The organism is Pediococcus acidilactici DSM 20284, assembly GCF_000146325.1.
In the GTDB taxonomy this organism is placed as follows: domain Bacteria; phylum Bacillota; class Bacilli; order Lactobacillales; family Lactobacillaceae; genus Pediococcus; species Pediococcus acidilactici.
On sequence record NZ_GL397067.1, the window covers coordinates 97,302 to 121,475 of the forward strand.

The 24,174-nt window shown below is 38.3% G+C and carries 19 protein-coding genes; 18 read left to right on the forward strand and 1 reads right to left on the reverse strand.

Annotation, left to right across the window (positions count from 1 at the left end):
- Window positions 1-45: 45 nt before the first annotated feature.
- The 6 genes from HMPREF0623_RS09685 (at window position 46) to HMPREF0623_RS00520 (ending at window position 5,693) form a co-directional block, all read left to right on the forward strand.
- Complete coding sequence (locus tag HMPREF0623_RS09685; RefSeq protein WP_232362405.1) at window positions 46-654, forward strand: hypothetical protein; 609 nt, start codon at window positions 46-48, stop codon at window positions 652-654.
- Window positions 655-663: 9 nt separating this feature from the next.
- Window positions 664-1,959: an MFS transporter gene (locus HMPREF0623_RS00500; RefSeq protein WP_002831286.1), complete on the forward strand. Its 1,296-nt coding sequence runs from the start codon at window positions 664-666 to the stop codon at window positions 1,957-1,959.
- 465 nt (window positions 1,960-2,424) lie between these two features.
- On the forward strand, window positions 2,425-3,645 hold the full coding sequence (gene agaB / locus HMPREF0623_RS09300) for a PTS galactosamine transporter subunit IIB (protein WP_080542496.1): 1,221 nt from the start codon (window positions 2,425-2,427) through the stop codon (window positions 3,643-3,645).
- 26 nt (window positions 3,646-3,671) lie between these two features.
- Window positions 3,672-4,472, forward strand: coding sequence for a PTS galactosamine transporter subunit IIC (gene agaC / locus HMPREF0623_RS00510; RefSeq protein ID WP_002831288.1), 801 nt, complete (start codon window positions 3,672-3,674; stop codon window positions 4,470-4,472).
- Entirely contained in the window at window positions 4,462-5,259 is a 798-nt protein-coding gene (agaD, locus tag HMPREF0623_RS00515; RefSeq protein WP_002831290.1) for a PTS galactosamine transporter subunit IID, read from the forward strand. Before agaC ends, agaD begins: the two co-directional genes overlap by 11 nt.
- Window positions 5,260-5,273: 14 nt before the next feature.
- On the forward strand, window positions 5,274-5,693 hold the full coding sequence (locus tag HMPREF0623_RS00520) for a PTS sugar transporter subunit IIA domain-containing protein (protein WP_002831292.1): 420 nt from the start codon (window positions 5,274-5,276) through the stop codon (window positions 5,691-5,693).
- A gap of 68 nt (window positions 5,694-5,761) precedes the next feature.
- On the opposite strand, the gene HMPREF0623_RS00525 is transcribed toward HMPREF0623_RS00520, so the two are convergent.
- Window positions 5,762-6,475 carry a GntR family transcriptional regulator gene (locus tag HMPREF0623_RS00525; RefSeq protein ID WP_002831293.1) on the reverse strand — a complete coding sequence of 238 codons (714 nt, stop codon included), beginning with the start codon at window positions 6,473-6,475 and terminating at the stop codon, window positions 5,762-5,764.
- 168 nt (window positions 6,476-6,643) lie between these two features.
- On the opposite strand from HMPREF0623_RS00525, the gene HMPREF0623_RS00530 reads away from it, so the two are divergent.
- The 12 genes from HMPREF0623_RS00530 (at window position 6,644) to HMPREF0623_RS00585 (ending at window position 23,975) form a co-directional block, all read left to right on the forward strand.
- Window positions 6,644-7,981: a PTS sugar transporter subunit IIC gene (locus HMPREF0623_RS00530; protein WP_187361946.1), complete on the forward strand. Its 1,338-nt coding sequence runs from the start codon at window positions 6,644-6,646 to the stop codon at window positions 7,979-7,981.
- A gap of 28 nt (window positions 7,982-8,009) precedes the next feature.
- Complete coding sequence (locus HMPREF0623_RS00535) at window positions 8,010-10,643, forward strand: glycoside hydrolase family 38 N-terminal domain-containing protein (protein ID WP_002831297.1); 2,634 nt, start codon at window positions 8,010-8,012, stop codon at window positions 10,641-10,643.
- A 5-nt stretch (window positions 10,644-10,648) separates the two neighbouring features.
- Complete coding sequence (locus HMPREF0623_RS00540) at window positions 10,649-11,953, forward strand: glycoside hydrolase family 125 protein (RefSeq protein WP_002831299.1); 1,305 nt, start codon at window positions 10,649-10,651, stop codon at window positions 11,951-11,953.
- A gap of 200 nt (window positions 11,954-12,153) precedes the next feature.
- Window positions 12,154-12,606, forward strand: coding sequence for a PTS sugar transporter subunit IIA (locus HMPREF0623_RS00545; protein ID WP_002831301.1), 453 nt, complete (start codon window positions 12,154-12,156; stop codon window positions 12,604-12,606).
- On the forward strand, window positions 12,603-12,899 hold the full coding sequence (locus tag HMPREF0623_RS00550) for a PTS sugar transporter subunit IIB (RefSeq protein WP_002831302.1): 297 nt from the start codon (window positions 12,603-12,605) through the stop codon (window positions 12,897-12,899). Before HMPREF0623_RS00545 ends, HMPREF0623_RS00550 begins: the two co-directional genes overlap by 4 nt.
- 24 nt (window positions 12,900-12,923) lie before the next feature.
- Window positions 12,924-14,282, forward strand: a complete 1,359-nt coding sequence (locus HMPREF0623_RS00555; protein WP_002831305.1) for a PTS ascorbate transporter subunit IIC — start codon at window positions 12,924-12,926, stop codon at window positions 14,280-14,282.
- Between the two features lie 23 nt (window positions 14,283-14,305).
- Complete coding sequence (tkt, locus tag HMPREF0623_RS00560) at window positions 14,306-16,282, forward strand: transketolase (protein WP_004165655.1); 1,977 nt, start codon at window positions 14,306-14,308, stop codon at window positions 16,280-16,282.
- On the forward strand, window positions 16,279-16,998 hold the full coding sequence (locus HMPREF0623_RS00565; protein ID WP_002831307.1) for a transaldolase: 720 nt from the start codon (window positions 16,279-16,281) through the stop codon (window positions 16,996-16,998). Before tkt ends, HMPREF0623_RS00565 begins: the two co-directional genes overlap by 4 nt.
- Before the next feature lie 68 nt (window positions 16,999-17,066).
- Window positions 17,067-19,181 carry a BglG family transcription antiterminator gene (locus HMPREF0623_RS00570; protein ID WP_004165657.1) on the forward strand — a complete coding sequence of 705 codons (2,115 nt, stop codon included), beginning with the start codon at window positions 17,067-17,069 and terminating at the stop codon, window positions 19,179-19,181.
- 245 nt (window positions 19,182-19,426) lie between these two features.
- Window positions 19,427-20,422: a LacI family DNA-binding transcriptional regulator gene (locus tag HMPREF0623_RS00575; RefSeq protein WP_002831310.1), complete on the forward strand. Its 996-nt coding sequence runs from the start codon at window positions 19,427-19,429 to the stop codon at window positions 20,420-20,422.
- A 160-nt stretch (window positions 20,423-20,582) separates the two neighbouring features.
- Entirely contained in the window at window positions 20,583-21,611 is a 1,029-nt protein-coding gene (locus HMPREF0623_RS00580) for an aldose epimerase family protein (protein WP_004165658.1), read from the forward strand.
- 420 nt (window positions 21,612-22,031) lie between these two features.
- Window positions 22,032-23,975, forward strand: coding sequence for a PTS sugar transporter subunit IIA (locus tag HMPREF0623_RS00585; protein ID WP_002831314.1), 1,944 nt, complete (start codon window positions 22,032-22,034; stop codon window positions 23,973-23,975).
- Window positions 23,976-24,174: the final 199 nt, after the last annotated feature.

Below are 24,174 nucleotides of genomic sequence, written 5' to 3' on the forward strand. Positions count from 1 at the left end.
GAAGTAAAAGTTAATTACAAACCTAGTCATGCACAAAACTTATTTGTGGTAATTGAAAAAAACGAAGACTGTATTTTATATCTAGGTAATCAAGAGTTTGCCGGAGTTTTGAGCTATGTAAATAATCCTATTGCCGAATTGAACCAGCCGGAGCTGCATGATTATTCTCGAAAGAGTCCACTATTGTATTGGACAAATCAATTAATTAACCGGCGGAACTTTGTTTTTCGAGTAAAACAAACTAACGCATTTCAACCAACGAAAATTATTAATGGGTATGTTCGACCTTATGGTGGACCCAATATGTGGGTTACTAATTTTAACGGTCAACCAGAAGCCATCGAACTAAGTTGGAAAGGACTCCAGAATATGAAACAGATTAACCTGACATTTAACGATGACGTTAACGAAGATATTATTAATCTACACCACCATCGTACGTATTTTGATGAGGTCCCCGAACTAGTAAAGGCGTTTAACCTATACTACTGGAAAAACGGTAGTTGGAAACGGTGGTGGTCGGTAGATCAAAATCGTCAACGGCATTTGGTGAAAGAATTTGAGCAACCTATTCAGACTAATAAATTGAAATTAGAGTTACTCCAAACCAATGGTAGTCAACAGTTTTCTTTATTTGAAGTTCGAGTATATTAGGAGGTTCGTATGGCACCTTTAGAAAAGTCTAAAAGATTATCAACAAATATGCGCTACGTAATTTTAGCTTTTGTTTTTATTAATATAGTGATTAATTACATGGATCGTACAAATGTTTCGATTGCGATGCCGGAATTATCTAAAGAGATAGGACTATCAACTGTCCAGCAAGGCCTTATCTTTTCGGCATTTGGTTGGATTTATGCTGCAATGCAAATTCCAGGAGGGATTTTACTGGATAAGTTTGGTTCCCGAATAATGTATTTCATTAGTTTATTTGGTTGGTCATTGGTCACGGTATTTCAAGCATTCATTAGTGGATTTGGGCAATTAATGGGATTACGACTAGGAGTAGGATTTTTTGAAGCACCGGTAATGCCAGCTAATAACCGGGCGATTTCTTATTGGTTTCCCGAAGACGAACGGGGTACGGCAATCGGAATTTATTCGTCTGCCCAATTCTTAGGATTAGCGTTTTCAACTCCAATTTTATACGGAATTCATAATTCAATTGGTTGGCGAGGGCTATTCGTCGTAACTGGAGTAGTTGGAATCATCTGGTCAATTATTTGGTATATATTTTATTCTGACCCAGATAAAAGCCGATTTGTCGGCCAAGACGAATTAAAATATATAAAAGCTGGAGGCGCAATTACTGACGATGATTTGAAGAATGTTGATAAGCACAAAGTTAAACTTAATTCGCAAAACATCAAACAGCTATTTTCACGAAGATTGATTGGAATTTATATTGGGCAATTTGCAATTTCGGGGACGTTTTGGTTTTTCCTAACATGGTTTCCAACCTATTTAACAAAAGCAAAGCACGTTAATTTTTTGCAGTCCGGTTTTTTGTCTTCAATTCCATATTTAGCAGCTTTTTGTGGGGTAATATTGGCAGGGTTTATTTCTGATCAGTTAATTAAAAAAGGACGTTCAGCTAGTTTAGCCCGTAAAGCTCCCGTAATTACGGGGCTATTGTTAACGCTTTTAATTTTAGGGGCAAACTTTGTTTCTAATCCAGCTTTGATTATCTTATTTATGTCGATTGCTTTTTTTGGAAACGGCTTGGCGACCATTACTTGGGTATTCGTTACTGCGTTAGCTCCTAAACACTTAATTGGATTGGCAGGTGGAATATTTAACGGATGTGGGGCTTTATCTTCAATAGTGATCCCAGTTGTAATTGGTATTCTAGTTTCTAATGGTAATTTTTCTTCAGCCTTGGTATTCATAGCAGCAATTGCTTTGCTGGGCGCGCTTTCTTACATTTTTGTCGTCGGTAAAATCGAGTTAAAAGATTAATTATTTAGCATATTAGACTTAAAAAGCAGGATCTGATGTTTATAACATTGGTCTGCTTTTTTGTTGTCTATATTGCATTATTTTATGAGTATTAATTATTAAAAGCAGTAATCCAATATGTATTCAATATGCTTTTTTTTGTTACTAATGAGAAATTTATATCTTTGTTACAATAATAATTTGACTATCAGTGGAAAAATAACTGTTGCACTTGTAATAATGGAGGGAATTTTATAGTATCTTTTAATTTTCAAACTACAGAATAACGGTATGATAGACTTATATACGTTTTTATTTCAAATAAAAAATATAACGCCTGTATTTACATATAACAAGACAAGGCCTTAAAAACAAAAAATAACGATATATCGGCATAAAGCACCTATGAAAGCGTTGACATAAACTCGACGACAGACTATAGTGTGGGTATGGTTGTTATATCGATATAACAAGTTGGTGAAAGATATGAAAAAACAACCATTCTGGCAATATAAACAAATTAGTGAAGAATTGATACAGCAAATTGAAAGCGGAGAATTTGCAATCAAATCTAAACTTCCGTCAGAAAAAGAACTGTGTAATCAGTATGACGTCAGCAGAATTACAGTTCGTAAAGCTTTAGCAGAGTTGGAAGAAAAGGGATATATAACAAGGCGCCAAGGCCAAGGTAGCTTTGTAAAAAAACGTGATGCGTATGCGGATTCGGAAGTAAGCTTTATTGACAATAACAGTGAGGATCTCAGAAGATTAGGGCATTCTGTTTACATCGAGTTGCACGAATTTTCTATTCTAGCAGATGGAGAAGAACCAAATATTAGAAAACTGATGAAAGCAAAGAATAGCGATTACTTATATCGTATTAATCAAGTTTATATATCTGATAGAAAACCGATTATTCAGCGGGAAACATTTATAATATTTGAAGATTTTCCTATGATTACTTCGGCAGAACTTGAAAATGCTGAAATTATTCCATTACTTACTCGTAAATTTATTTTGAATCCTAATTTATTGCACCATGAAATTGATACAGAAGTTGAAAGTATCCCTCCTAGGTTGCATGGAATACCAAGTGCAGCTCCTAGAGAATCTTATGTTAAAGCAATAACTACGTACGAGAATGAGGATAATCGCATTACTTATATGAGTACGGCCATTTCACCAGCATCATCTCATGTATTTTTTGTGCGACATAAGGAGGAACATACTATGACAGAACCACATATTTTACTTACAAGAATAGATAATCGCTTAGTACATGGACAAGTCGGAGTTACCTGGACTAAAACTTTAGGTGCTAATTTAATACTAGTTGCGAATGACGAAGTTGCAACAGACGATTTGCAACAAAAATTAATGAAGAGTACTGCGGATTCATCAGGAGCTCAAATTAGGTTTTTTAGTTTACAAAAAACTATTAACGTGATTCAAAAAGCAGCAGATCGACAAAAAATTTTTATTGTTGTAAAAACTCCAGAAGACGCATTAACGCTAATTGACGGGGGAGTGCCCATTAAAGAACTGAATGTAGGAAATATGCATTTTGCGCCTGGTAAAGAGGAGATTACTAAAAAGGTTTATGTAGACCAAAATGATAAAAATACTCTTACAGAGATAGTCCAAAAGGGCGTTAATGTATATATACAAGATGTTCCAGGAGATCATAAGACGAAAATTAATTTTTAAGATTGCTCAATTAGGAGGGCTATGCGATGTCAATTACTCTAACTCAGGGTCTTATGTTATCCATATTTGCAGTTATAGCAGGTCTTGATTCGTGGCTAGAGGTTTTATATATCTTTAGGCCAATCATAAGTTGTACAGTAGCTGGTTTTATACTTGGAGTACCAACTTTAGGAATAATAGCTGGGGGGCTTACAGAGCTTACTTTTGCGGGGTTAACTCCGGCTGGAGGGACGCAACCGCCTAATCCAGCAGTTTGTGGAATTATGACGGTAGTTATTGCATATACCGCAGAAGTTGCTCCTGCTACTGCGGTAGGGCTGTCTTTGCCTTTTGCAATGCTTATGCAATATATTTTATTAATGTGTTATTCGTTATTTTCGGTTTTTATGCCGGTAATGGATAAGGCAGCTGCGAATGCAGATACAAAAAAGTTTGGTTCTATTCCGTATCTTATTATGACAATTGTGGGAATTTTATTTTTTGTAGTAATCTTTTTGTCAGCTTATGCAGCTCAGGGCCCAATGCAAGCATTAGTGAAAGCCATGCCACTATGGTTAATCCATGGTTTTGAATTATCTGGAAGCGCTTTACCGGCTGTGGGATTTGCGATGTTGTTAAAAGTACTTTTAAGGGTGGAGTACCTACCATTCTTATTGCTAGGTTTTGTTGTAGCAAGCTTCATTAACTTTTCTAATGTTTTACCTGCTGCTGTTGTAGGAGTTATTTTTGCAATGATTGAATTCTTTAGAGACAAGAAAAATAAAAAGTTGCAACAACAAATCGATGCTATAAAAGCAGCTGATGGAGGTGAAGAAGATGGAATCTAGAGGAAATCATGGCAATATTCAAAAAGTAACCAATAAAGACATAACTAAACTTGCTATTCGCTCGTCGTTGCTTCAAGCAGCCTTTTCTTATGAACGAATGCAAGCTGGGGGATGGGCTTGGGCACAAGTACCAATATGGAAGAAAATATTTGGTAATGATAAAAAGGGCTTAGCCGATGCAATGGCCGATAACATGGAATTCATTAATACTTCACCGCCGCTAGTTTCAATTTTAATGGGACTTTTAACGAGTTTAGAAGAAAAAAGAGTTGATCGACAAACGATTCGCGGGTTAAAAAACGGATTGTTTGGACCAATGGCAGGTATAGGTGATGCAATATATTGGTTTACTTTAATGCCGATTGTTGGTGGAATAGCAGCTTCATTTGCATCCAAGGGAAATATCTTAGGACCCATTCTGTTTTTCATTGTGTATTTAGCGATATTTTTATGCCGAATTCCATTTGCGCATTTAGGATATAACCTTGGTGTTAAGGCTATTGACGTTATTCAAGATAATTCTGAAATTATCGCTCGAGTTGCGACGATTATGGGTTTAACTGTAATTGGAGCATTAATTAGCTCGTATGTTTCGCTATCACTTAGTGTAAAAATTGGAACAGTATCATTGCAAAAAGACTTTCTAGATAAAATATTTCCTAATATCTTACCTTTAGGATTTACGTTCTTTCTTTATTGGTTACTAAAAAAGAAAGTATCTCCCATCGTACTTATTGCAGTAGTATTTGTACTTTGTATTTTGTGTTCATTTTTTAATATTATGTAAGTGAGGCGGTACGAGTGATTAAAACAATTATTACTGGACACGGAAACTTTGCTACTGGTTTGAAAAGCGCTCTTGAGCTTCTTTCTGGAGAACATAAAGAAATAATGGCAATCGATTTTACAGAAACAATGAGTGAAAAAGATTTGGCTGTTGAACTAGAAAACGTATCTAAGGGAAATGTAGCAATATTGTATTTTACGGATTTTGCTGGAGGTACCCCATTTAAGGAAGCAGCGAAAATTTCGGTTCTTAACAAAAAAATTGAAGTTGTTTCGGGATGCAACCTTAACGCTTTACTAGAATCAATTTTTAAAGAATACGATAGTGTAAAAGCATACGCTCAAGATCTTGTTAAAATCACTAAGGATACGGCAAAGTTAGCAGACTTTAGTGAGCCGATTTCAACTAAAAATTTTGCGGAAGACGGTATTTAAAATAAATTAGTAAACTTAAAAAGCAGGACTCCACCTTAAACATGGAGACCTGCTTTTTAGTATAAAAATTATTTATTTAAATGGACATCCAAAACAAACTGACTTTGATCACCAATAAATTTAGAAATTGAATATTCAAAAGCCCGGCCACGTTGGTCATAGGCGGTTTGTTTGATTACAAAAAGAGGGCTAGCAGCTTTAACGCCAAGAATACTAGCAGCTTCTTCATCAGCAGCTTCAGCATAGACAATTCTTTGAGCATCCGTTAACTGTAATTTTGCTTTGCTGCCTAAGTAGTCATAAATGGATCCTTGAATGATTTTTTCGTCTAATGGAGCGATGCTGACTGGCATGAGGGTGTGCTCAAAGCTGTATTTTTCTCCATTAATTAATCGAAGACGCTTAATTTCATAAACAGGTTCATTACCCTTTATTTGTAAATTTTTTTGTTCCTCTTTAGATGGCAAACGGGCATCAAAATACAAAATTTTACTAGTTATTTTTTGGTCACGATGAGAATAGGTTACACCTACGGGTAAGTCAAGGGGCAACAATTCACCGGACTGATTGTTCATCCTTTGGCGGACAAAGGTGCCGGATCCTTGCTTGCTAAATACTAATCCTTCTTCCTCTAGCAAATGAATAGATTTTTTTAAGGTAATACGAGAAATGTCATATTTATTAGCTAACTCATCTTGGGTAGGCAAAGCATGGCCAGCACGATAGTGATTAGTTAAGATGTCTCGTTTAATGTCTGAGTAGACCTCACGATATCTGAACATAAAGATAAACCCCTTATTTAAGATTTGTATATACATATTAACGCTAAAAATATTATTTGTATACATTTTTGTTTGAAAATTGTATTTACAAATTTATAAATTGACTTTAATATAATAGGTGAAATGAAAGCGCTTGATTTCGAAAAACAATACAAGGAGAAAACTGTTATGAAATTCAAACTTGAGTCAATTCAAGAACCATTACTGAAAGTTTCTTCATGGGTAGAGCGGAATACCATCTTACAAGCAATTAAAAATTCGTTTGTTCGAACAATTCCGTTTACCGTTGTCGGATCATTTTCAAACTTAATTAAAATGCAGATTGACGCGTTAATCAAAGCTAAGCACCTAGATAACGTTATTTTGACCAATATAAGCAATCTTTTCGGGTACCTAGGTACGGCAATCTTAGGGATTGTCGCTTTAATTGTGGTATTTTCATCGGCTTATTCCTATGCGGTGGAATTAAAACGGGATTCGCGTAATGACAACTTAAATCCAATTATTGCTACTTTACTAGCACTAGCAGCATATTTTGTTATGGTACCCAATAACGTTAATTTTTTAGATACTAAGGCAAAGGTGATCGAGGGCTTTTCAACATCATTCTTTAGTTACGAAGGGATGTTTACGGGGCTAATTGTCGGTATGATTTCGGTAGCTTTATTCGCAAAGTTTGCTCGGAGCAAGTTCACCATTAAAATGCCTGGCAACGTTCCTCAAAACGTTTTTGACTCCTTTCTTTCATTAATTCCTATTTCAGAAGTTTTATTAGTATTTGGCGCCTTAAGGATTGTAATTCAGTCTTTAGGTTACGTTTCTTTAGTCCAAATGATCTCCGAAGTTTTGATTAAGCCATTATTAACCGTCGGAACCGGATTACCAGCAATTATTATCGTAATTTTATTGGAACAAATCTTATGGTTCTTAGGTTTGCATGGTTTCAATATTGTATGGGGTGTGGTTTCAGCGTTTTGGTTGCCACTTTTCTTACAAAACGTCGCTGAATTTGCTAAAACTCAAAGTTTTGCAGGCATCTCCATTGCACCAAATACAATGACTAACGTTTACGCAATGATAGGTGGATCAGGGGCGACCTTTGGTTTAATTATTGCGATGTTAATTTTCACTCGTAAAGGTGAAAAAGAACGGGAAGTTGCAAAATTAGCCTTAATCCCTGGCTGCTTTGGAATTAACGAACCGGTTATTTTTGGTTTGCCGATTGTCTTGAACCCGTTGATGTTCATTCCGTGGATTCTAGTTCCAATTATTAATGCAGTAATTGCGTACGTAGTTACGGCAATTGGCTGGGTAGTACCTTTAGTAGTGTTAAATTCAGGAAACGAACCAATTTTTATTAGTACTTGGGTCCTAGGTGCCTTTCATTTCAGTCCCGTAGTATTAACGTTTGTGCTAGTCGTTTTGGACGTGTTCTTGTACGCGCCATTTGTAATTATTAACCAACGACATGAACGTGCGGTGGCTGATCAAGAATTAGCAGTTTAAGTAGGTAAGTAGAGAAGGAGTGTTGGTTTTGAAAAAAGTTTACGCAGTTGCACATACGCATTGGGATTTTGAATGGTACTTTTCACGTCAGGAGGCTCGGGTACAATTTATCTTTCACATGGACGATGTTTTCAAGGCGTTAGCTGAAAATAAGCTGGAGTATTACATGCTAGATGGACAGATGGCCATTGTAGATGATTATTTAAAAACCTGTCCTGAAAAAAGAGCTACGCTTGAAAAGTACGTAAAAGCTGGACGATTGTTTGTGGGGCCGTGGTACACCCAAATTGATGAAATGGTAACTTTGGGTGAGTCGGCGGTTAGAAACTTACGGTTAGGCTTGAAGGCTAGTAGAAAATTAGGTAAATCTACTAAGGTAGGATACCTCCCGGATTCATTTGGTCAGAGTAAAGATATGCCGAAAATATATAATGGTTTTGGCATTAAAGATGCCGTGTTTTGGCGGGGACTTCCAGCGGACCAAAAAGTTAGATATTTTTACTGGACGAGTGAAGATGGTTCAAAAGTGCTGACGGCTAATATCAAAAATGGGTACTATGCGGGCGTAGACTTAGTTGAAAAAGATAACTTTAAGGAGTTAATGCAAAACATTTCTACAGATACCAACGTAGAAGATTTGGTCTTACCAATTGGGGGCGACCAACGAGCGGTAGATTTTAATTTGAAGAAACGCTTAAAGTTGGCCAATCGAGAATTAGCTGGAGAATATGAAATCATTGAAAGCAACTATCCGGAATACTTTAATGCCTTGGAACAAAATGGGGTGCTTCCTGAGCTTAGTGGTGAGTTTATTGATCCTTCAGTTTCAAAAATTCATCGAGGAATTTATTCCTCTCGTTATGATCTCAAACAAATTTATGATGAGCTAGAGCAATTGATGATTTACCAGGTAGAACCACTTTCAGCAATTTCCCGCCAACAGGGTATGGAAGTTAAGCAAGGATTAATTGATGAGGTTTGGCAAATAATTGCTAAAGGACAAGCGCATGATAGTTCGGGAGGAAGCAATAGTGATAAAACTAACCGAGATATTTATAATCGTGCGGTAGAAGCCCAACAACTTGCGCGTTCTTTAAAAGACTATTTGTTACGAAAATTAAGTGTTTCAGTGAAGAATGGGGACGACTTATTCTTATGGAACCCGTTGCCAATGTCAGTAGACGAAGTCCGGGAGTTAGAGGTCAGCACTACGACCCCGTCTTTTGAAATTATATCTCAAGATGGCAAAATAGGTTTTGATCTAATTGAACAAAAGCAGTGCAACGCTGCTACATTACGGCGAAATCCAGCGGAGATGGATAACGAATATTATTACGTGAGTCGAATAGCTATGAGAGTGCAGATTAAGGCTACCGACTGGACTAGTTTTAGAATTAAAGAAGGCACCGCCGGTAAGGAAATTTTAGCTGCTTCGGTTACTAATGAAATTCAAAATGAAAAATACCAGATAGAATTTGAAAATGGGCAGTTAAACATAACTGATAAACTAAATCATTGTACCTATACAAATGCATTAAGCTTTGAAGACGGCGGCGACGAAGGAGATACGTACGATTATTCGCCTGCATACAAAGATTGGATTATCAACTTAGGATTTGCGAATGCAACAATTACTACCAAAGCAGGAAAGCAAACGCAAATAATGCTTTTGGAAGGCACGTGGCACGTTCCTTATGATTTGCAAGAACGAGCCGCAAAAAAAAGTAACGGAGCTATTACTTACCGAATAAAGTTGCAGCTAGATCAAGGTGGTGATTTGATAAAGTTTAAGATGAATGTTAATAACCAAGTACTTGATCACCGACTTCGTTTGGTGATGAACACGGGGGTAAAAGCCCAAAATACTTTTGCGGACACCCAATTTGGCGTTGCTCAACGTCCAGTAATTGACCCTAAAATGGATAATTGGCAAGCAATTGGATATCGGGAAGAACCTACGGCATTAAGACCGATGCTTCACTTTGCCAATGTTCATGATAGAGAAAAAAGTTTTTCGTTCATTACTGCTGGTATGCGAGAATTCCAAGCAATTGGTGACCAATTCGATAAATTAGCAGTTACGCTTTTTCGTGGTGTAGGTTTCTTAGGCCGACCAGACTTAAAACGGCGCCCTGGAGATGCTTCTGGTTTAGTGATGAAATCAGTAGCCACCCCCGATAGCCAGTTAATGGGCGAGCAAAGTTTCCAAGGTGCAATTGTAATTACTCACGATTGGGATCCACGACAATTGCAATGTATGCATCTGCAAGTATCGCAATCTGGTTTGTATTACCAGCGCCAAGTAATTAACCGATTTACTACTCCATTGCAATACTTTGCGGTTAATGAACTTGCTAATGAGGTTAAACATCGGCCAATCGTCAAGATTAACAATTTAAAAGTTACCTTAAGCAGTTTTCAAACGTCGGTAGATCAGACAGGATATGAATTACGATTATATAATCCTACGCAACAAACCGTGGCTAACCCAGGAAATCTGCAATTTACGCAGAACGTTAACGTATCTTTAATGGACCTAAAAGGTGAGGTCCAACAAACAGTAGCAAACGCGGTGAAAAACTATTCGTTACCGAAGTTTAAACCAGGGGAAATTCGGACTATTGGACTGTTTCCTATCGGAGAAATAATTGGTGGTGATTGAGAATAATGGAAGAGCACATGTTCATTGATCAAACAAAATTAATTAAACAAGTTAGAAATTACGCTGAAAAAATTAGTTTAACCAACGCTAAAACTACGGCAATGTTTAAAAATGCGATTATTGACACAATTTCTAACACTGTCGAAGTGCAAGACGACCGCGTTTTTATTGCGACGGGTGATATTCCGGCAATGTGGTTAAGGGATTCCACTTTTCAAGTATTACCTTATTTAAGTATTAGTGAAGACATCCCGGATTTAAAGGGCTTAATTCACGGCGTGATTAATCAACAACTAGATTATGTGAATCACGATCCTTACGCGAATGCGTTTAACAAAACCGCTTCGGGAGCACATTTTAATCCTGATTATTCTAATGTCAGAATTTCTGATTTGGTTTGGGAACGTAAATTTGAAATTGATTCCCTATGTGCGCCACTACTACTAGCAGTTCGATTATATGAAGATACGGGATATGCGCAACATTTTACAGACTATTTTTGGCAAACCGTAGATTTGATTGTCGATACCTTTATTAAAGAGCAGCACCATGAACATTCTGAGTATTTCTTTGAAAGAGACGTTGGTCCAGCCTCGGACACGTTAAGCAATGCAGGTAGAGGGACTAGAATTGGTTATACGGGGATGGTCTGGTCCGGTTTTCGACCAAGTGATGACGCATGTAAATACGGGTATTTCGTGCCAGGAAACATGATGATTGTGACGGTAATTGAACACCTGTTAAAAATCATGAAGGAGCAACGAATAGATGATGCAGCTTTATCGACTAAAATGAATCGCTTAGCTAACGAAGTTAGAAGCGGTATTGAACGTTACGGAGTTGTCGAACTATCGGACGGGGTTCGGATGTTTGCTTATGAAGTTGACGGATTGGGTAACTATAATTTAATGGATGATGCCAACGTTCCTAGTTTGCTAGCAATCCCCTTTATTGGTTATACAGATGAACGGGATGCTGTGTACGTTAATACGCGAAAGTTTATTTTATCTTCTAATAATCCCTATTATTATCAAGGGACGATTTTGTCGGGAATTGGTAGTCCGCATACACCCCAAAATTACGTATGGCCAATCGCATTAGCAATGGAGGGGTTAACGACTAGTGATTTAAACTTGATTACCGCTAAGCTGAACGTGATTAGTCAAACAGATGCGAATACCAACCAGTGCCACGAAGGAATCGACGTAAACAATCCTGATAAATACACTCGGGAATGGTTTTCATGGGCAAACATGACTTTTTGTCAGTTGGCGTTCCACTACTTGAAGGTGAAAGGAGAGCTGGTTTAGTTAGGGTGTATTAAAAATATAAATCACTAAAATAATATGTATTTTTATAAAAGCTGGAATTCATTTCCAGCTTTTTTTTGCGCAAAAAATTATTAATTAGAGTGCAAAAGTTGCAGATTAACGACTGCTAGAGCTTGCCTTGTTAGCGTTTTCATAAAAAGTAAAATGAAGTCATAGCATAAGGAAGGGAGGAAACACTAGTGTTAAATGAATTGTTGACCAAAGATACGATTCAGTACCGAGATATTGACCACCTTAATTGGCAAGAGGCGATTAAGGTTGCAGCAATGCCACTAATTAAGAACGGAAGTATTTTACCTCGGTACGTTGAATCTATGATTAAGATTTCTTTGAAAGAAGGACCGTACTTTAACATTGGACCGGAAGTCGTCTTGGCTCATGCTAGACCGACTGATGGTTCTAATGGGATTGCATTGGCACTCTTAAAAACTAAAAAGGACGTTTGTTTAATTAATGATCAACATCCTGCAAAGTTATGGTTTGTTTTAGCTGCAAATGATAACCAAAGCCATTTGATGGTAATTAAGGAGTTGATGCAATTATTAACAGATAAAAAGCGGGTTGATTTATTACTCAACGCTGAAAATAAACAAAGTATTGAAAAAATTATTGTCGAAGGAGTAGGAAAATGAAGATTTTAGCAGTTTGTCAAAGCGGATTAGGAAGTAGCTTTATGGTGCAAATGAATATCCAACAGATATTAAGCGACGAGAAGGTAGATAAAGAAATTCAAGTTGATCATGCAGATGTGGGAAGTGTGACTGCAGACGCAGCTGATTACTTTTTTGTCGAAACTACTTTGAAAAGTGCGCTAGGTAGTCTTCCAGGAGATAAGATTATTCTTTTAAATAGCCTGATTAATCAAGATGAAATTAGGGAAAAGGTTAATGAAATACTAGATAAAAATAATATCCAACATGGTTAATACAAAATAAAGAAGGTGGCATTAATGAAAGCGATTCTAAATCTATTTGTAGCGATTGCAACGCAACCAGCAATTTTAGTCGCATTAATTGCGATGACAGGACTATTGCTACAAAAGAAAAAAGCAACTGAAGTAGTTCAAGGAACTATCAAAACTTTTGCTGGGTTTTTGGTCTTAATTGGTGGTTCAGGGATCTTAAGTAATTCGTTGGCGCCGTTTGCAAGTATGTTTCAATCGGCACTTCACGTACAAGGGGTGGTGCCAAGTAATGAAGCAGTTGTAGCGATTGCGTTAGTTAAGTATGGATCAACAACGGCGCTCATTATGTTAGTAGGAATGATTATAAATATTCTCTTAGCACGGTTCACCCGGTTTAAGTACATTTTTTTAACTGGACAAGCAATGCTTTATGTTTCTTGTTTAACTGCGGTAATTTTAATTTCAGCTAATTTAGGAAATGGTTGGCAAACGGTTATCTTAGGTGGCATTTTTGAAGGGACTTTATTAACGATTACCCCAGCACTTTGCCAACCCTTTATGAGAAAAATCACCGGTGGTGACACAGTTGCAATGGGGCACACCGGGAATATTGGATACGCAACTGCAGGATTGGTCGGAAAAATTTTTGGCAATAAAGAAAAGAGTACAGAAGACTTAAATATTCCTAAAGGACTAAGTTTTTTAAGAGATTCAACAGTTTCAATTACTTTATTGATGGGGATTGTGTACATTGCTTTAGCTATTGTAGCAGGTCCGCACTTTGTAGAAACTAAGCTAAGTGGCGGGACTAATTACATTATTTATGCATTAGTGCAAGCGGGAACTTTTGCAGCTGGATTTGTAGTGGTATTACAAGGTGTTCGGATGATTTTAGCTGAAATTGTTCCAGCCTTTCAAGGGATTGCCAAAAGCTTAGTGCCCAATTCTAAACCCGCACTAGATGTTCCAATCATTTTTCCTTACGCGCCAAATGCTGTATTAATTGGCTTTTTTGTAAGCTTTATTGTAGGTACCTTAAGCATGTTTGTGATGATTGCCATGAAAACTACGGTAATTATTCCAGGAGTGGTTGGCCATTTCTTTTGTGGAGCAGCAGCAGCAATTTACGGTAATTCAGAAGGTGGACGGCGAGGTGCAATTTTAGGTGCTACTGTAAACGGTTTAATTATTAGTTGGTTACCGTTATTGATTTTACCAGTACTGGGCTCTTTAAAATTGGCGGCATCTACTTTTGCAGACACAGATTATTTAGTACCCGGAATTCTATTAGGAAAACTAGGTAACTTAGGAACGATGGCAGTAGTTACTGGAATTATTTTATTTTTCTTAATAGTACTAGTAACCAGCGTAATTTTAAATCAGCGAGATAAGACATCAGATTAAAGGAATGTTGGGGGAAGAAGAAAGTGTTTACTAAAAAAGATATTGACGCGGTTAACGCAATTCGTTTTCTAAGCGCAGACATGATTGAAAAGGCGCAAAGCGGACACCCAGGTTTGCCGATTGACGCGGCGCCCATGGCTTACACATTATGGGAGAAGTTCTTACAATTTAACCCACAAGATCCGAAATGGATTAATCGAGATCGCTTTGTTCTAAGCGCGGGCCATGGATCGGCAATGCTTTATAGTTTATTACATTTGAATGGCTTTGATTTACCGCTAACTGAATTGAAAAAGTTCCGAAAGCTTGGCTCTAGAACTCCAGGACATCCAGAATATGGGATGACGGCCGGTGTAGATGCAACCACCGGCCCGTTAGGGCAAGGCTTAGGGATGGCAGTTGGGATGGCAATGGCAGAACGCCACTTAGCAGCGTTGGTTAATCGCCCAGGTTACCCAGTTTTCAACCACTTCACGTACGCTTTAGTTGGTGATGGGGATCTAATGGAAGGGGTCAGTCAGGAAGCTATTAACATTGCAGGCCAAAAACAGCTCAATAAATTAATTGTTTTGTACGATTCTAATGACGTTTCGCTTGATGGACCTTTGAGTTTAAGTACTAACGAAAACGTCGCGCAGCGTTTTAAAGCTGCTAACTGGAATTACCAAAAAGTTACCGACGGCAATGATCTGGCTGGGCTGCAACAAGCGTTACAGCAAGCCCAAACTAGCGACCGACCAACCTTGATTGAAGTTAAAACGATAATCGGATATGGTACCCCGGAAAGCGGGACGAATAAGGTACATGGAAATGCCTTAGGAAAGGCTAATTTGGCAGCGATGCGCCAATTTTATCATTGGCAAGCGGCGCCGTTTGAGATTGCCCCAGAAATTTACCAACATTATCAAGAACAGGTAGCTAAAAAGCAAACGGCCTACCAAGCCTGGCAAACGATGTTCCAAGAATATCAAACAGAGTTTCCAGAAGTTTACCGCCAATTTCAAGATGCGCGCTTAGATACGACCAAGCTTAATTTAGATGACCCGGCATGGCAGGAGCCCATGGCAACTCGAACGAGTAATTCTAAAATCATGCAACAGGTTGCCGACCAGAATGTGCAATTATGGGGCGGCTCAGCAGATTTGTATTCTTCAAATAATACTCACCTTGATGATTCGAAGGCGTTTGATGCGTTACACCCTGAACAACGCAATGTTTATTTCGGGGTGCGCGAATTTGGCATGGCAACTGCGGTTAACGGGATTAACTTACATGGCAACACCCGGGCGTTTGGGAGCACGTTCTTTGTCTTTAGTGATTATCTCAAAGCGGCGATTCGCTTAGCGGCAATCCAGCAGATTCCAGCAGTATACATTTTCACGCACGACTCGATTGCGGTCGGCGAAGACGGACCAACTCATGAGCCGATTGAACAGCTAGCCGGATTACGATCCATTCCTAATGTGACGGTGATTCGCCCAGCCGATGCGCACGAAGTACTGGGCGCTTGGCAAAAGATTGGCCAAATTACTGATCAGCCAACGGTATTAGTGTTGACCCGCCAAAAAGTGCCGTTATTAGCGCAAACGCAGACTGATAAAGTGGCCTTCGGCGGCTACACACTCTCGCCAGCTGCCACTGCCAATCCGGACGGAATCTTGGTTGCAACGGGTTCGGAAGTCGCCTTAGCCCTACAGGCGCAACAAAAACTCGCCCAAGAAAAATTGAACGTGGCAGTAGTTTCCATGCCGAGCGTCGAGCTTTTCCAAGCTCAAAGTTCGGATTATCAAGCTCAAGTTCTTCCACCAAACGTGAAGGTAAAGATAGGACTTGAAATGGGCAGTCGCAATGGTTTAGCCACAGTGGCGAGCGCGGTAATCGGAATTGATCACTTTGGGGCAAGCGGGAACGGCACGGAAGTAGTTCAACAAGCAGGCTTCACGGTAGATAACATTGCGGAACAATTTAAAGCAAAATTAGCAGAGGCGGAAGTGAAATGATGGATGCAAATGATTTAACTATTAAGATTTATGAAGACGGCGCGGAAATTGAGAAAATGCGAGCTGCTAGTCAACAGGCGTTCGTTAAGGGCTTTACTACGAACCCTTCGCTATTAAAACAAGCGGGAGTGACTGATTATTTAGCTTTTGCCCGCCAAGCAGTGGCAGAATTTCCAGAGCAGGAGTTTTCTTTTGAAGTTTTTAGTAACGAACCGCAAGAAATGTTGCGGGAAGCTCAAATCTTACATGATTTAGGCCCCCGAGTGTATGTAAAAGTACCGATTATCACTACGACCGGAGAATCAACGGCGGACGTGATTAAAGAGCTATCGGCAGCGCATATTAACTTAAACATTACGGCAATCACCACGGTAGAACAGGTTGAAGTTGCCGAGCGTAATTTAGCACCAGGCACCCACAACTTAATTTCCATTTTTGTGGGACGGGTAGCTGACGCTGGGATTGATCCGCATCATTTGATTGAAAGCAGTGTAGAAATTACGAAATCTCACCCAGAAGCATCCTTGTTATGGGCAAGTACGCGAGAAGTGTACAACGTCTTTGAAGCACAACAAATGGGGGTGGATATTATTACGGTACCACCGGCTTTAATTACGAAGTTAAGTAAAACGGGTAAAGCGGCTTTAGAAATTTCGGTGGATACGGTTAAGGGGTTCCAACGGGATATTGAGGAATCGGGATTGTCAATTTTATAGCCAGATTTTTTCTCAGACATTGTATTAACTATTGTCTGAGATTTTGTGTATGTTAATTAGTGAATAGCATGGGTGAATATATGTTGGAATTAAATAATTCGGAAACTAAAGTATTAGAAGCACTTTTAAAAAACAATGTCTTGTATTCAATAAAAGATTTAGCAACCGAAACTAAATTATCAAATCGAGCAATATATTACAACGTTGCTAACCTTTCAAAAAAGCTGATGGTAAATAATATTGAACCGCCGCGCAATATTCGCGGAAGGGGATATTATTTGCCTGAGGAAAGTAAGCGCCTTTTAAAAAATAATTATTACAGTGATAAATTACTAATTCTAGACGCCCATTCTCGTCGAATTTTCTTGATTTTTTTAATGTTAACTGAGTCAAGTTTCAATACATTAGCTAAGATGGCGGAAATTTTAGAAGTTTCTAGGAATACTATTGTACATGATCAAAAGATAATTACAGTTTTTTTGAAAAAGTACCATTTAACGGTGATTGGCAACCGAAAGGGTCATTTTATTTCAGGAAATGAAGTAGATATTCGGTATTTTTTACAAAACAATAGCGTAAAGATTGCAACTGTTTTAGCAGAAGTAAGTAAGCAAAAGGGCGACTTTGACGAAATTCGTTCCATAATGAACTTAAGAAGTGTCATTGAAAGTTGGCTGGAAAGTATTGAACAGCGTAGTTTTTTAAATTTTACTGACGATGGGAAAAAACATCTAGAAAATTTTTATATGCTAGTTTTAAATCGAATCTTACGAGGACACATATTACAATCAGGTGAGATGTTTACGTCTGGAATGGATTACCATCATTTACGAAAACAAAATGAATTTATGATGGCAAAAGAATTGCTAACAAAATTAGGATTGGACTTAAGAGCAAAGTATGAAGAAGAGATTTATTTTTTAGAAAGTATGTTATTAGGGACGCCTAAAAATGAGATTGGTTTTAGTGGAGAAAGCGATGTTAAAAATACGCTAAAGAAGGTTACTAAAGAGATAGTAGATAATTTTAAGAAGCTAAGCGGAATGAATTCAAATAATGAAAGCCAATTACTAAACGATCTTTACACGCATTTGGTTTCAACTTTTTACCGTGTTAAATATAACCACCAATATCGAGATGGATTAGTTACACAGATAAAAGGTAAGTATTTTAACGTTTACACATATACCAAAATGTCTTTACAACCATTTGAAAAATTAAATGTTGGACATTTGAACGAAAATGAAATTTCGTTGATTGCAATTTATTTTGGTTCACAGATGGTTAGGCAAGCTAAGCAAGGTACGGTCCTTTTAGTTTGTTCTGCGGGGTTGGGTACTTCGAGACTGCTTAAAGAAGAAATACTTGCTCATTTTCCTGACGTTAATGTCATCGGTCCGATTACTAAAAGTGAATATAACAATATCCAAACTGATGATTATCCACTCATAATTACAACTACCCCTTTAAATAGTCAGCCAAGTAATAAAGTGATTCTACTTTCTCCAATTCTAACGCAGAGAGATTTGATTTTATTGCAAAAATTATTTGTAGAGAGAGGGATTTTGCAAACTAACTCTAAGTTTAATGAAAACAAGTTTGCGGCACTGATGGATGTTATTAATGACACAGCAATTATTCGCGATCCAGTAAAATTAAGTGAGGGGATCAAAGAAATTTTAGCAACGGATACTGAGAAAAGACAAAAGATTATTAAAAATACTTACCCAAAACTAAGTGAACTAATTACTAAAGACACTACTAGCTTTGTTGATGGTCAGGAATTAAATTGGCAAGCTGCTATTGAGTTAGCAGCTAAACCACTAAGTAAAAATAATCAAATAAGCCATACCTATGTTGAAGCCATGATTAATAATGTTATCCAAAATGGTCCCTATATTAACATTGGCAGAATGGTGGCATTTGCACATGCTAAAACTGAAGATGGGGTAAATAGCTTAGGAATGTCTCTCTTGCATCTAAAAGAACCGATTTCGTTAGTTGACAAACAACATCCAATTAAATTGGTTTTTGTTTTAGCAGCTGTTGACCAAGAATCACATGTTAATGCAATGGCTGAATTGGCAGCACTTCTGAGGGACGAGGAGAAACTAGATCGATTGCTTGACGCTAAAAATTTTGAGGAGATTGCACAGATTATTCGTAGTGTGGAAAATTCTTAAAAGAATAGGATATGTTTAAGCTGTTTTAAATGTCCAAAGAAATCATTTCGTTTAACGACGAACTGGTTTCTTTTTGATTTCAAATAAAAATTAAATGAAGATTTACCTTCTTGAATGTCGCCAATTCCAATATTTAATGATAAAGTTTTACTTGAGTGTTACTGTGGTTATGTATTAATTAGAGTACATTAGTAAAGAAGATAATTTATATATAGTGAAATTGAGTAACTAAAAGGGGGTAGCCCATGGCAGCAACGTTAAAGGATATTGCGGATCGAGTTGGAGTATCGTTAGCAACCGTATCACGAGTGCTAAATAAAGATACATCACTTTCAGTCGGCAATGAAACGAGACAACGAATTTTAGACGCCGCCGAGGCATTACATTATTCAAAAAACAAACGGCATACTAATTCAACCGCCAGAAAGCGCCTAGCGATTGTTCAGTGGTATTCGGAAACGGAAGAACAAGACGACTTGTATTACATGTCGATTAGAATGGGAATTGAACAACGCGGACAGGATAACCAATTTGAAGTGACCCGAATCTTCCAAAACAATCTCCAAGAGTTGGGACCGGATTTTGATGCAGTAATTGCGGTGGGAAAATTTAGTGAGCCACAGGTTAAAGAACTTGCCGCCGTTACGGGAAACTTGGTTTTTGTAGATGATGATCAATTTGCGGCTGGTTTCGATAGCGTAATTACTGATTTTCAGTTGGCGACAGAAAGAGTGGTCGACTATTTTTGGCAACGCGGTATCAAGGACATTGGAATTATTCATGGTGCTGAAATGACTACCGATCATAAGTTGACCGTGACCGATCGGCGAATGCTGGGATTTCAGGCCGCAATGGAGAAGCGGGGTGCTTTTGAGCCTAAATTTGTATTTGAAGGTGACTATACCAGCGATTCTGGTTTCAAAATGATGCAAAAGGCAATCGACACGCTTGGTGATCAACTTCCAACGGCTTTTTTTGTGGCTAATGATCCCATGGCGGCGGGTGCCTTGAAAGCACTTCAGGCCAATGGAATTGAAGTGCCAAAACGGGTCAAAATTTTTAGCTTTAACAATACTTCGCTGGCAACGTATGTTTATCCCGAGTTAAGTGCAGTCAATGTGGATACCGAATTAATGGGGGCCACGGCGGTGAATTTAGTGATGAGTCGCTTGACGGGTCGCACAACTACTCAACGGGTTGAACTCGATACAAAACTAGTTGAACGGGCTAGTACAAAATAACTTTTCATGGAAAATATTTGTGGAAGTCGCATCGTTATTAGATAAGCTGATCTAGTAATTGTGGGACTTTTTATTTTAACTAAAATATTTACTCAATCTATAGCACAATTTGGTATACTGAACTTGAAAGCGGTTTAATTAATTTGGAGGTGTCACGATATTGGAAACTAAAAAAGAAGTATTTGATCAATTTGAGGGTCAAGATGTAATGCGCTATACGTTAATCAACGACCAACAAACGCGAATTTCAGTTTTGAGCTATGGTGGAACATGGCAAGAATTTGTGGTTAATGAAAATGGTGTTGAGCGCCCATTAATTTGGGGATTGGATAGCATGGCGGATTATCAACGAGTTGGTTACTGCCTTTGCCAATCAGTTGGACGAGTTGCGGGACGCATTGGCGGGGCTAAATTTAAAATTGATGGCCAAGAATATCAAGTTGATATGAATGAACAAACGCACTCGCTACATGGCGGTAATCATGGTTTTAATACGTTAAATTTTGCTGGAAAATTTAGTAAGAGTGCCGATAGTGTCAGCGTGATTTTGTCGAAGCACATTAAAGCAACTGACGATAACTATCCGGGAAACCTCGATGTAGAAATCAAGTTTACTTTAGATAACCAAAATCAAGTTACGATCACCTTCACGGGGGATACGGACGCTGCCACCCTGTTTAATCCTACCAATCATGTTTACTGGAATACCACGGACGACCGGAAAAGCTTAGGTAAACAATGGTTACAAATTACGAGCGCAGCCCATCTTGAGTTTGACCAAGAAAAGGTGCCTACCGGTAAAAAAATTGCAGTTAAGGACACTGCTTATGACTTTAACCAGCCTAAGTCGGTTGAAAATGCTTTACAACAATTAAAAAACGAAAACGGCGGGATTGAATTTGATGATGCTTACGAAGTTAACCCGAGCGCGACCACTCCAATTGCAATGATTGGGGACACTGATGGTAAACGGCAAATTAAACTTTATTCCGACCGCAACGGTTTGGTTATTTACACGGCTAACCCATTTGATCCCGATAAAGAAGCTGCTCATGAGTACAACGCTTTGGCGACTGAAGCACAAACTTTACCAGATGCAATTAACCATTCTGATTTTGGCGACGTTATTTTACGTCCAAGTCAACCAATTACTAACACGATTCGTTACCAATATGAACGTTTGGGTTAAGGCAGGGTCTAGTTGGTTACCCAGAAGTCTTAGTTACATTTAAATTTGAAATAATTATTGTTTTAGGAACGGATTATTTGATGCACTTTTGATCCGTTAAATTTGATAGGGGGCTGTTTAAGAATGGTTAAATTCTTAAACAGCTCGCTATTTTTTTGCTAAATTTTTAGTAGTCAATCCCTAAAAAACTGTTTAAAAGCGCGAGGTAAAACTACGCAAAATATATTAAAAGTTTTGAAATTAAGACCCAAAGTGGTTGGAAAGGCTGTTTTATAAGGCTTGGTAATGGAGGGTGGAAAAATCATTTCAAGATTAATCTAATAAAATAATTAAGCAAATTTTACTAAAAATATATTGACATCTCTTCTGGAAACGATTACATTTAGTGCATAGATAATTAAAGGAGATTTGATAGAGATTATGGATGCAGAAGTTAAACAAAGTAAGGGTCGTAAGATCACTTCACGACTAGCTTACTCATTTGGTGCATTTGGTCATGATGCATTTTATGCAACACTTTCGACATATTTTATTATGTTTGTAACCTCCCATTTATTTGATAAAAGTAGTGGGGCACAAGGTACAAAGATGATCGCGTATATTACGATGATTATCGCGGTATTACGTTTCGTCGAACTGGCCATTGATCCGCTGATCGGAAATGCGATTGATAATACTAATTCACGCTGGGGACATTTTAAGCCGTGGATTGTGATCGGTGGGACAATCGGTTCGGTTGTTTTAGCGCTTTTATTTACCAGTTTAGGAGGATTGAACACTTCCAACCCAATTTTGTACTTGATCGTTTTTGCTATTTTATATATCACGATGGATATTTTTTATTCCTTCAAAGACGTTGGATTCTGGTCAATGATTCCTGCCATTTCATTTGATTCGGCAGAACGTGAAAAGACGGCAACCTATGCCCGGGTTGGTTCCAATATCGGACAAAACATCGTTGGTGTCGTCGTTATGCCAATCGTTTTAATGTTTTCAACGAAGGCTAACAGCGGCCAGGGTGATAATCGCGGCTGGATGGCCTTTGGGATTATCATCGCTGCGGTTGCCTTAATTTCAGCCTTTGCGGTAGCCATTGGAACTAAAGAAAACGATTCGGAATTACGTAAAAATACTGAAAAAACTACGTTCAAAGAAGTTTTCAAAGTGTTGGCCCGTAACGACCAGTTGATGTGGTTATCTTTAACTTACGGAATTTACACTGCCGGAATGGCAATTACCAACTCACTTGAACTTTATTACTTTACTTACATTTTAGGCGACGCTTCGAAGTTTACGTTGCTTGGTTCGTTAAATGCCATTATTGGGGTCTTCGCCGTATTGGCCTTTCCTCCATTGGCGAAGAAATTTAGCCGTCGGAAGGTTTTCTTCTTAGCAATTTCAGTTATGGTGATTGCGTTGGCAATGTTTGCCTTTGCGGGTCAATCATTACCAATGATATTAACCGCTGCCGTGCTATTCTATATTCCACAACCACTGATTTTCTTGGTTGTTTTGATGGTACTCAGTGATTCTGTTGAATACGGACAATTGAAATTTGGTCACCGGGATGAATCGTTGACGTTATCCGTGCGGCCATTACTTGATAAATTAGGTGGAGCTATTTCAAATGGTGTCGTTGGTTTAACAGCTGTTTGGGCTGGAATGACTGCTGGCGCAACAGCTGGTGACGTTACTTCCCATGGACAAGCAATTTTTAAATTGATGATGCTTGGAGTTCCTGCAGTAATGATTTTAACTGGAGCATTCATCTTCTTTAAGAAAGTTAAGTTAGATGAAAAGATGCACGCCCAAATCGTTGATGAACTCGAAAAAACTTGGTCAAAACATTTGGAAACGGATGAAACTCCTGCAGAAATCGAAACAAACTCTGAAGTAACCATTTACCATAGTCCCGTTGCTGGGAAACTGATCAGCTTAGATGAAGTTGCAGACAAGACCTTTGCCAGCGGTAGCATGGGGAAGGGATTTGCAATTCAACCAACGGATGGTCGGGTTTTGGCGCCGTTTGATGGCGAAGTGGTTGCAACCTTCCCAACTCGGCACGCCATTGGCCTTCGCTCTGATCAAGGGATTCTAACCTTAATTCATATCGGAATTGGTACCGTTAACATGCGAGGAACTGGTTTCGTTCAGTACGTTGAAGAAGGCGATCACGTTAAACAAGGCGAAGAGTTGATTGAATTCTGGCAACCGGCAATTAAAAAAGCTGGGCTTGACGATACCGTAATGGTAGTCATCACCAACAAAGAAATGCCTGAATTTGAGTATCTTAAAGACATGGGCAACCTTGTTCAAGATAATGAAAACGTTTTGAAGTTATCGAATACGGAATTACCGGATTAAATTTTAGTTATAAGAAGAACTTCTCCATTTGAGGAAGTTCTTTTTTGTATGTCCCAAAGACGCTGTAAAAAATATTTCGATATATAGATTTGGTAGGGACCAAACGTGGGACAAAAGTCAATTTGTTCCGGTTAGCTGCAAAATAGCCATTATGCCAGTTTCGGGCATAATGGCTATTTTTACTTTAACGTTCGCAAAC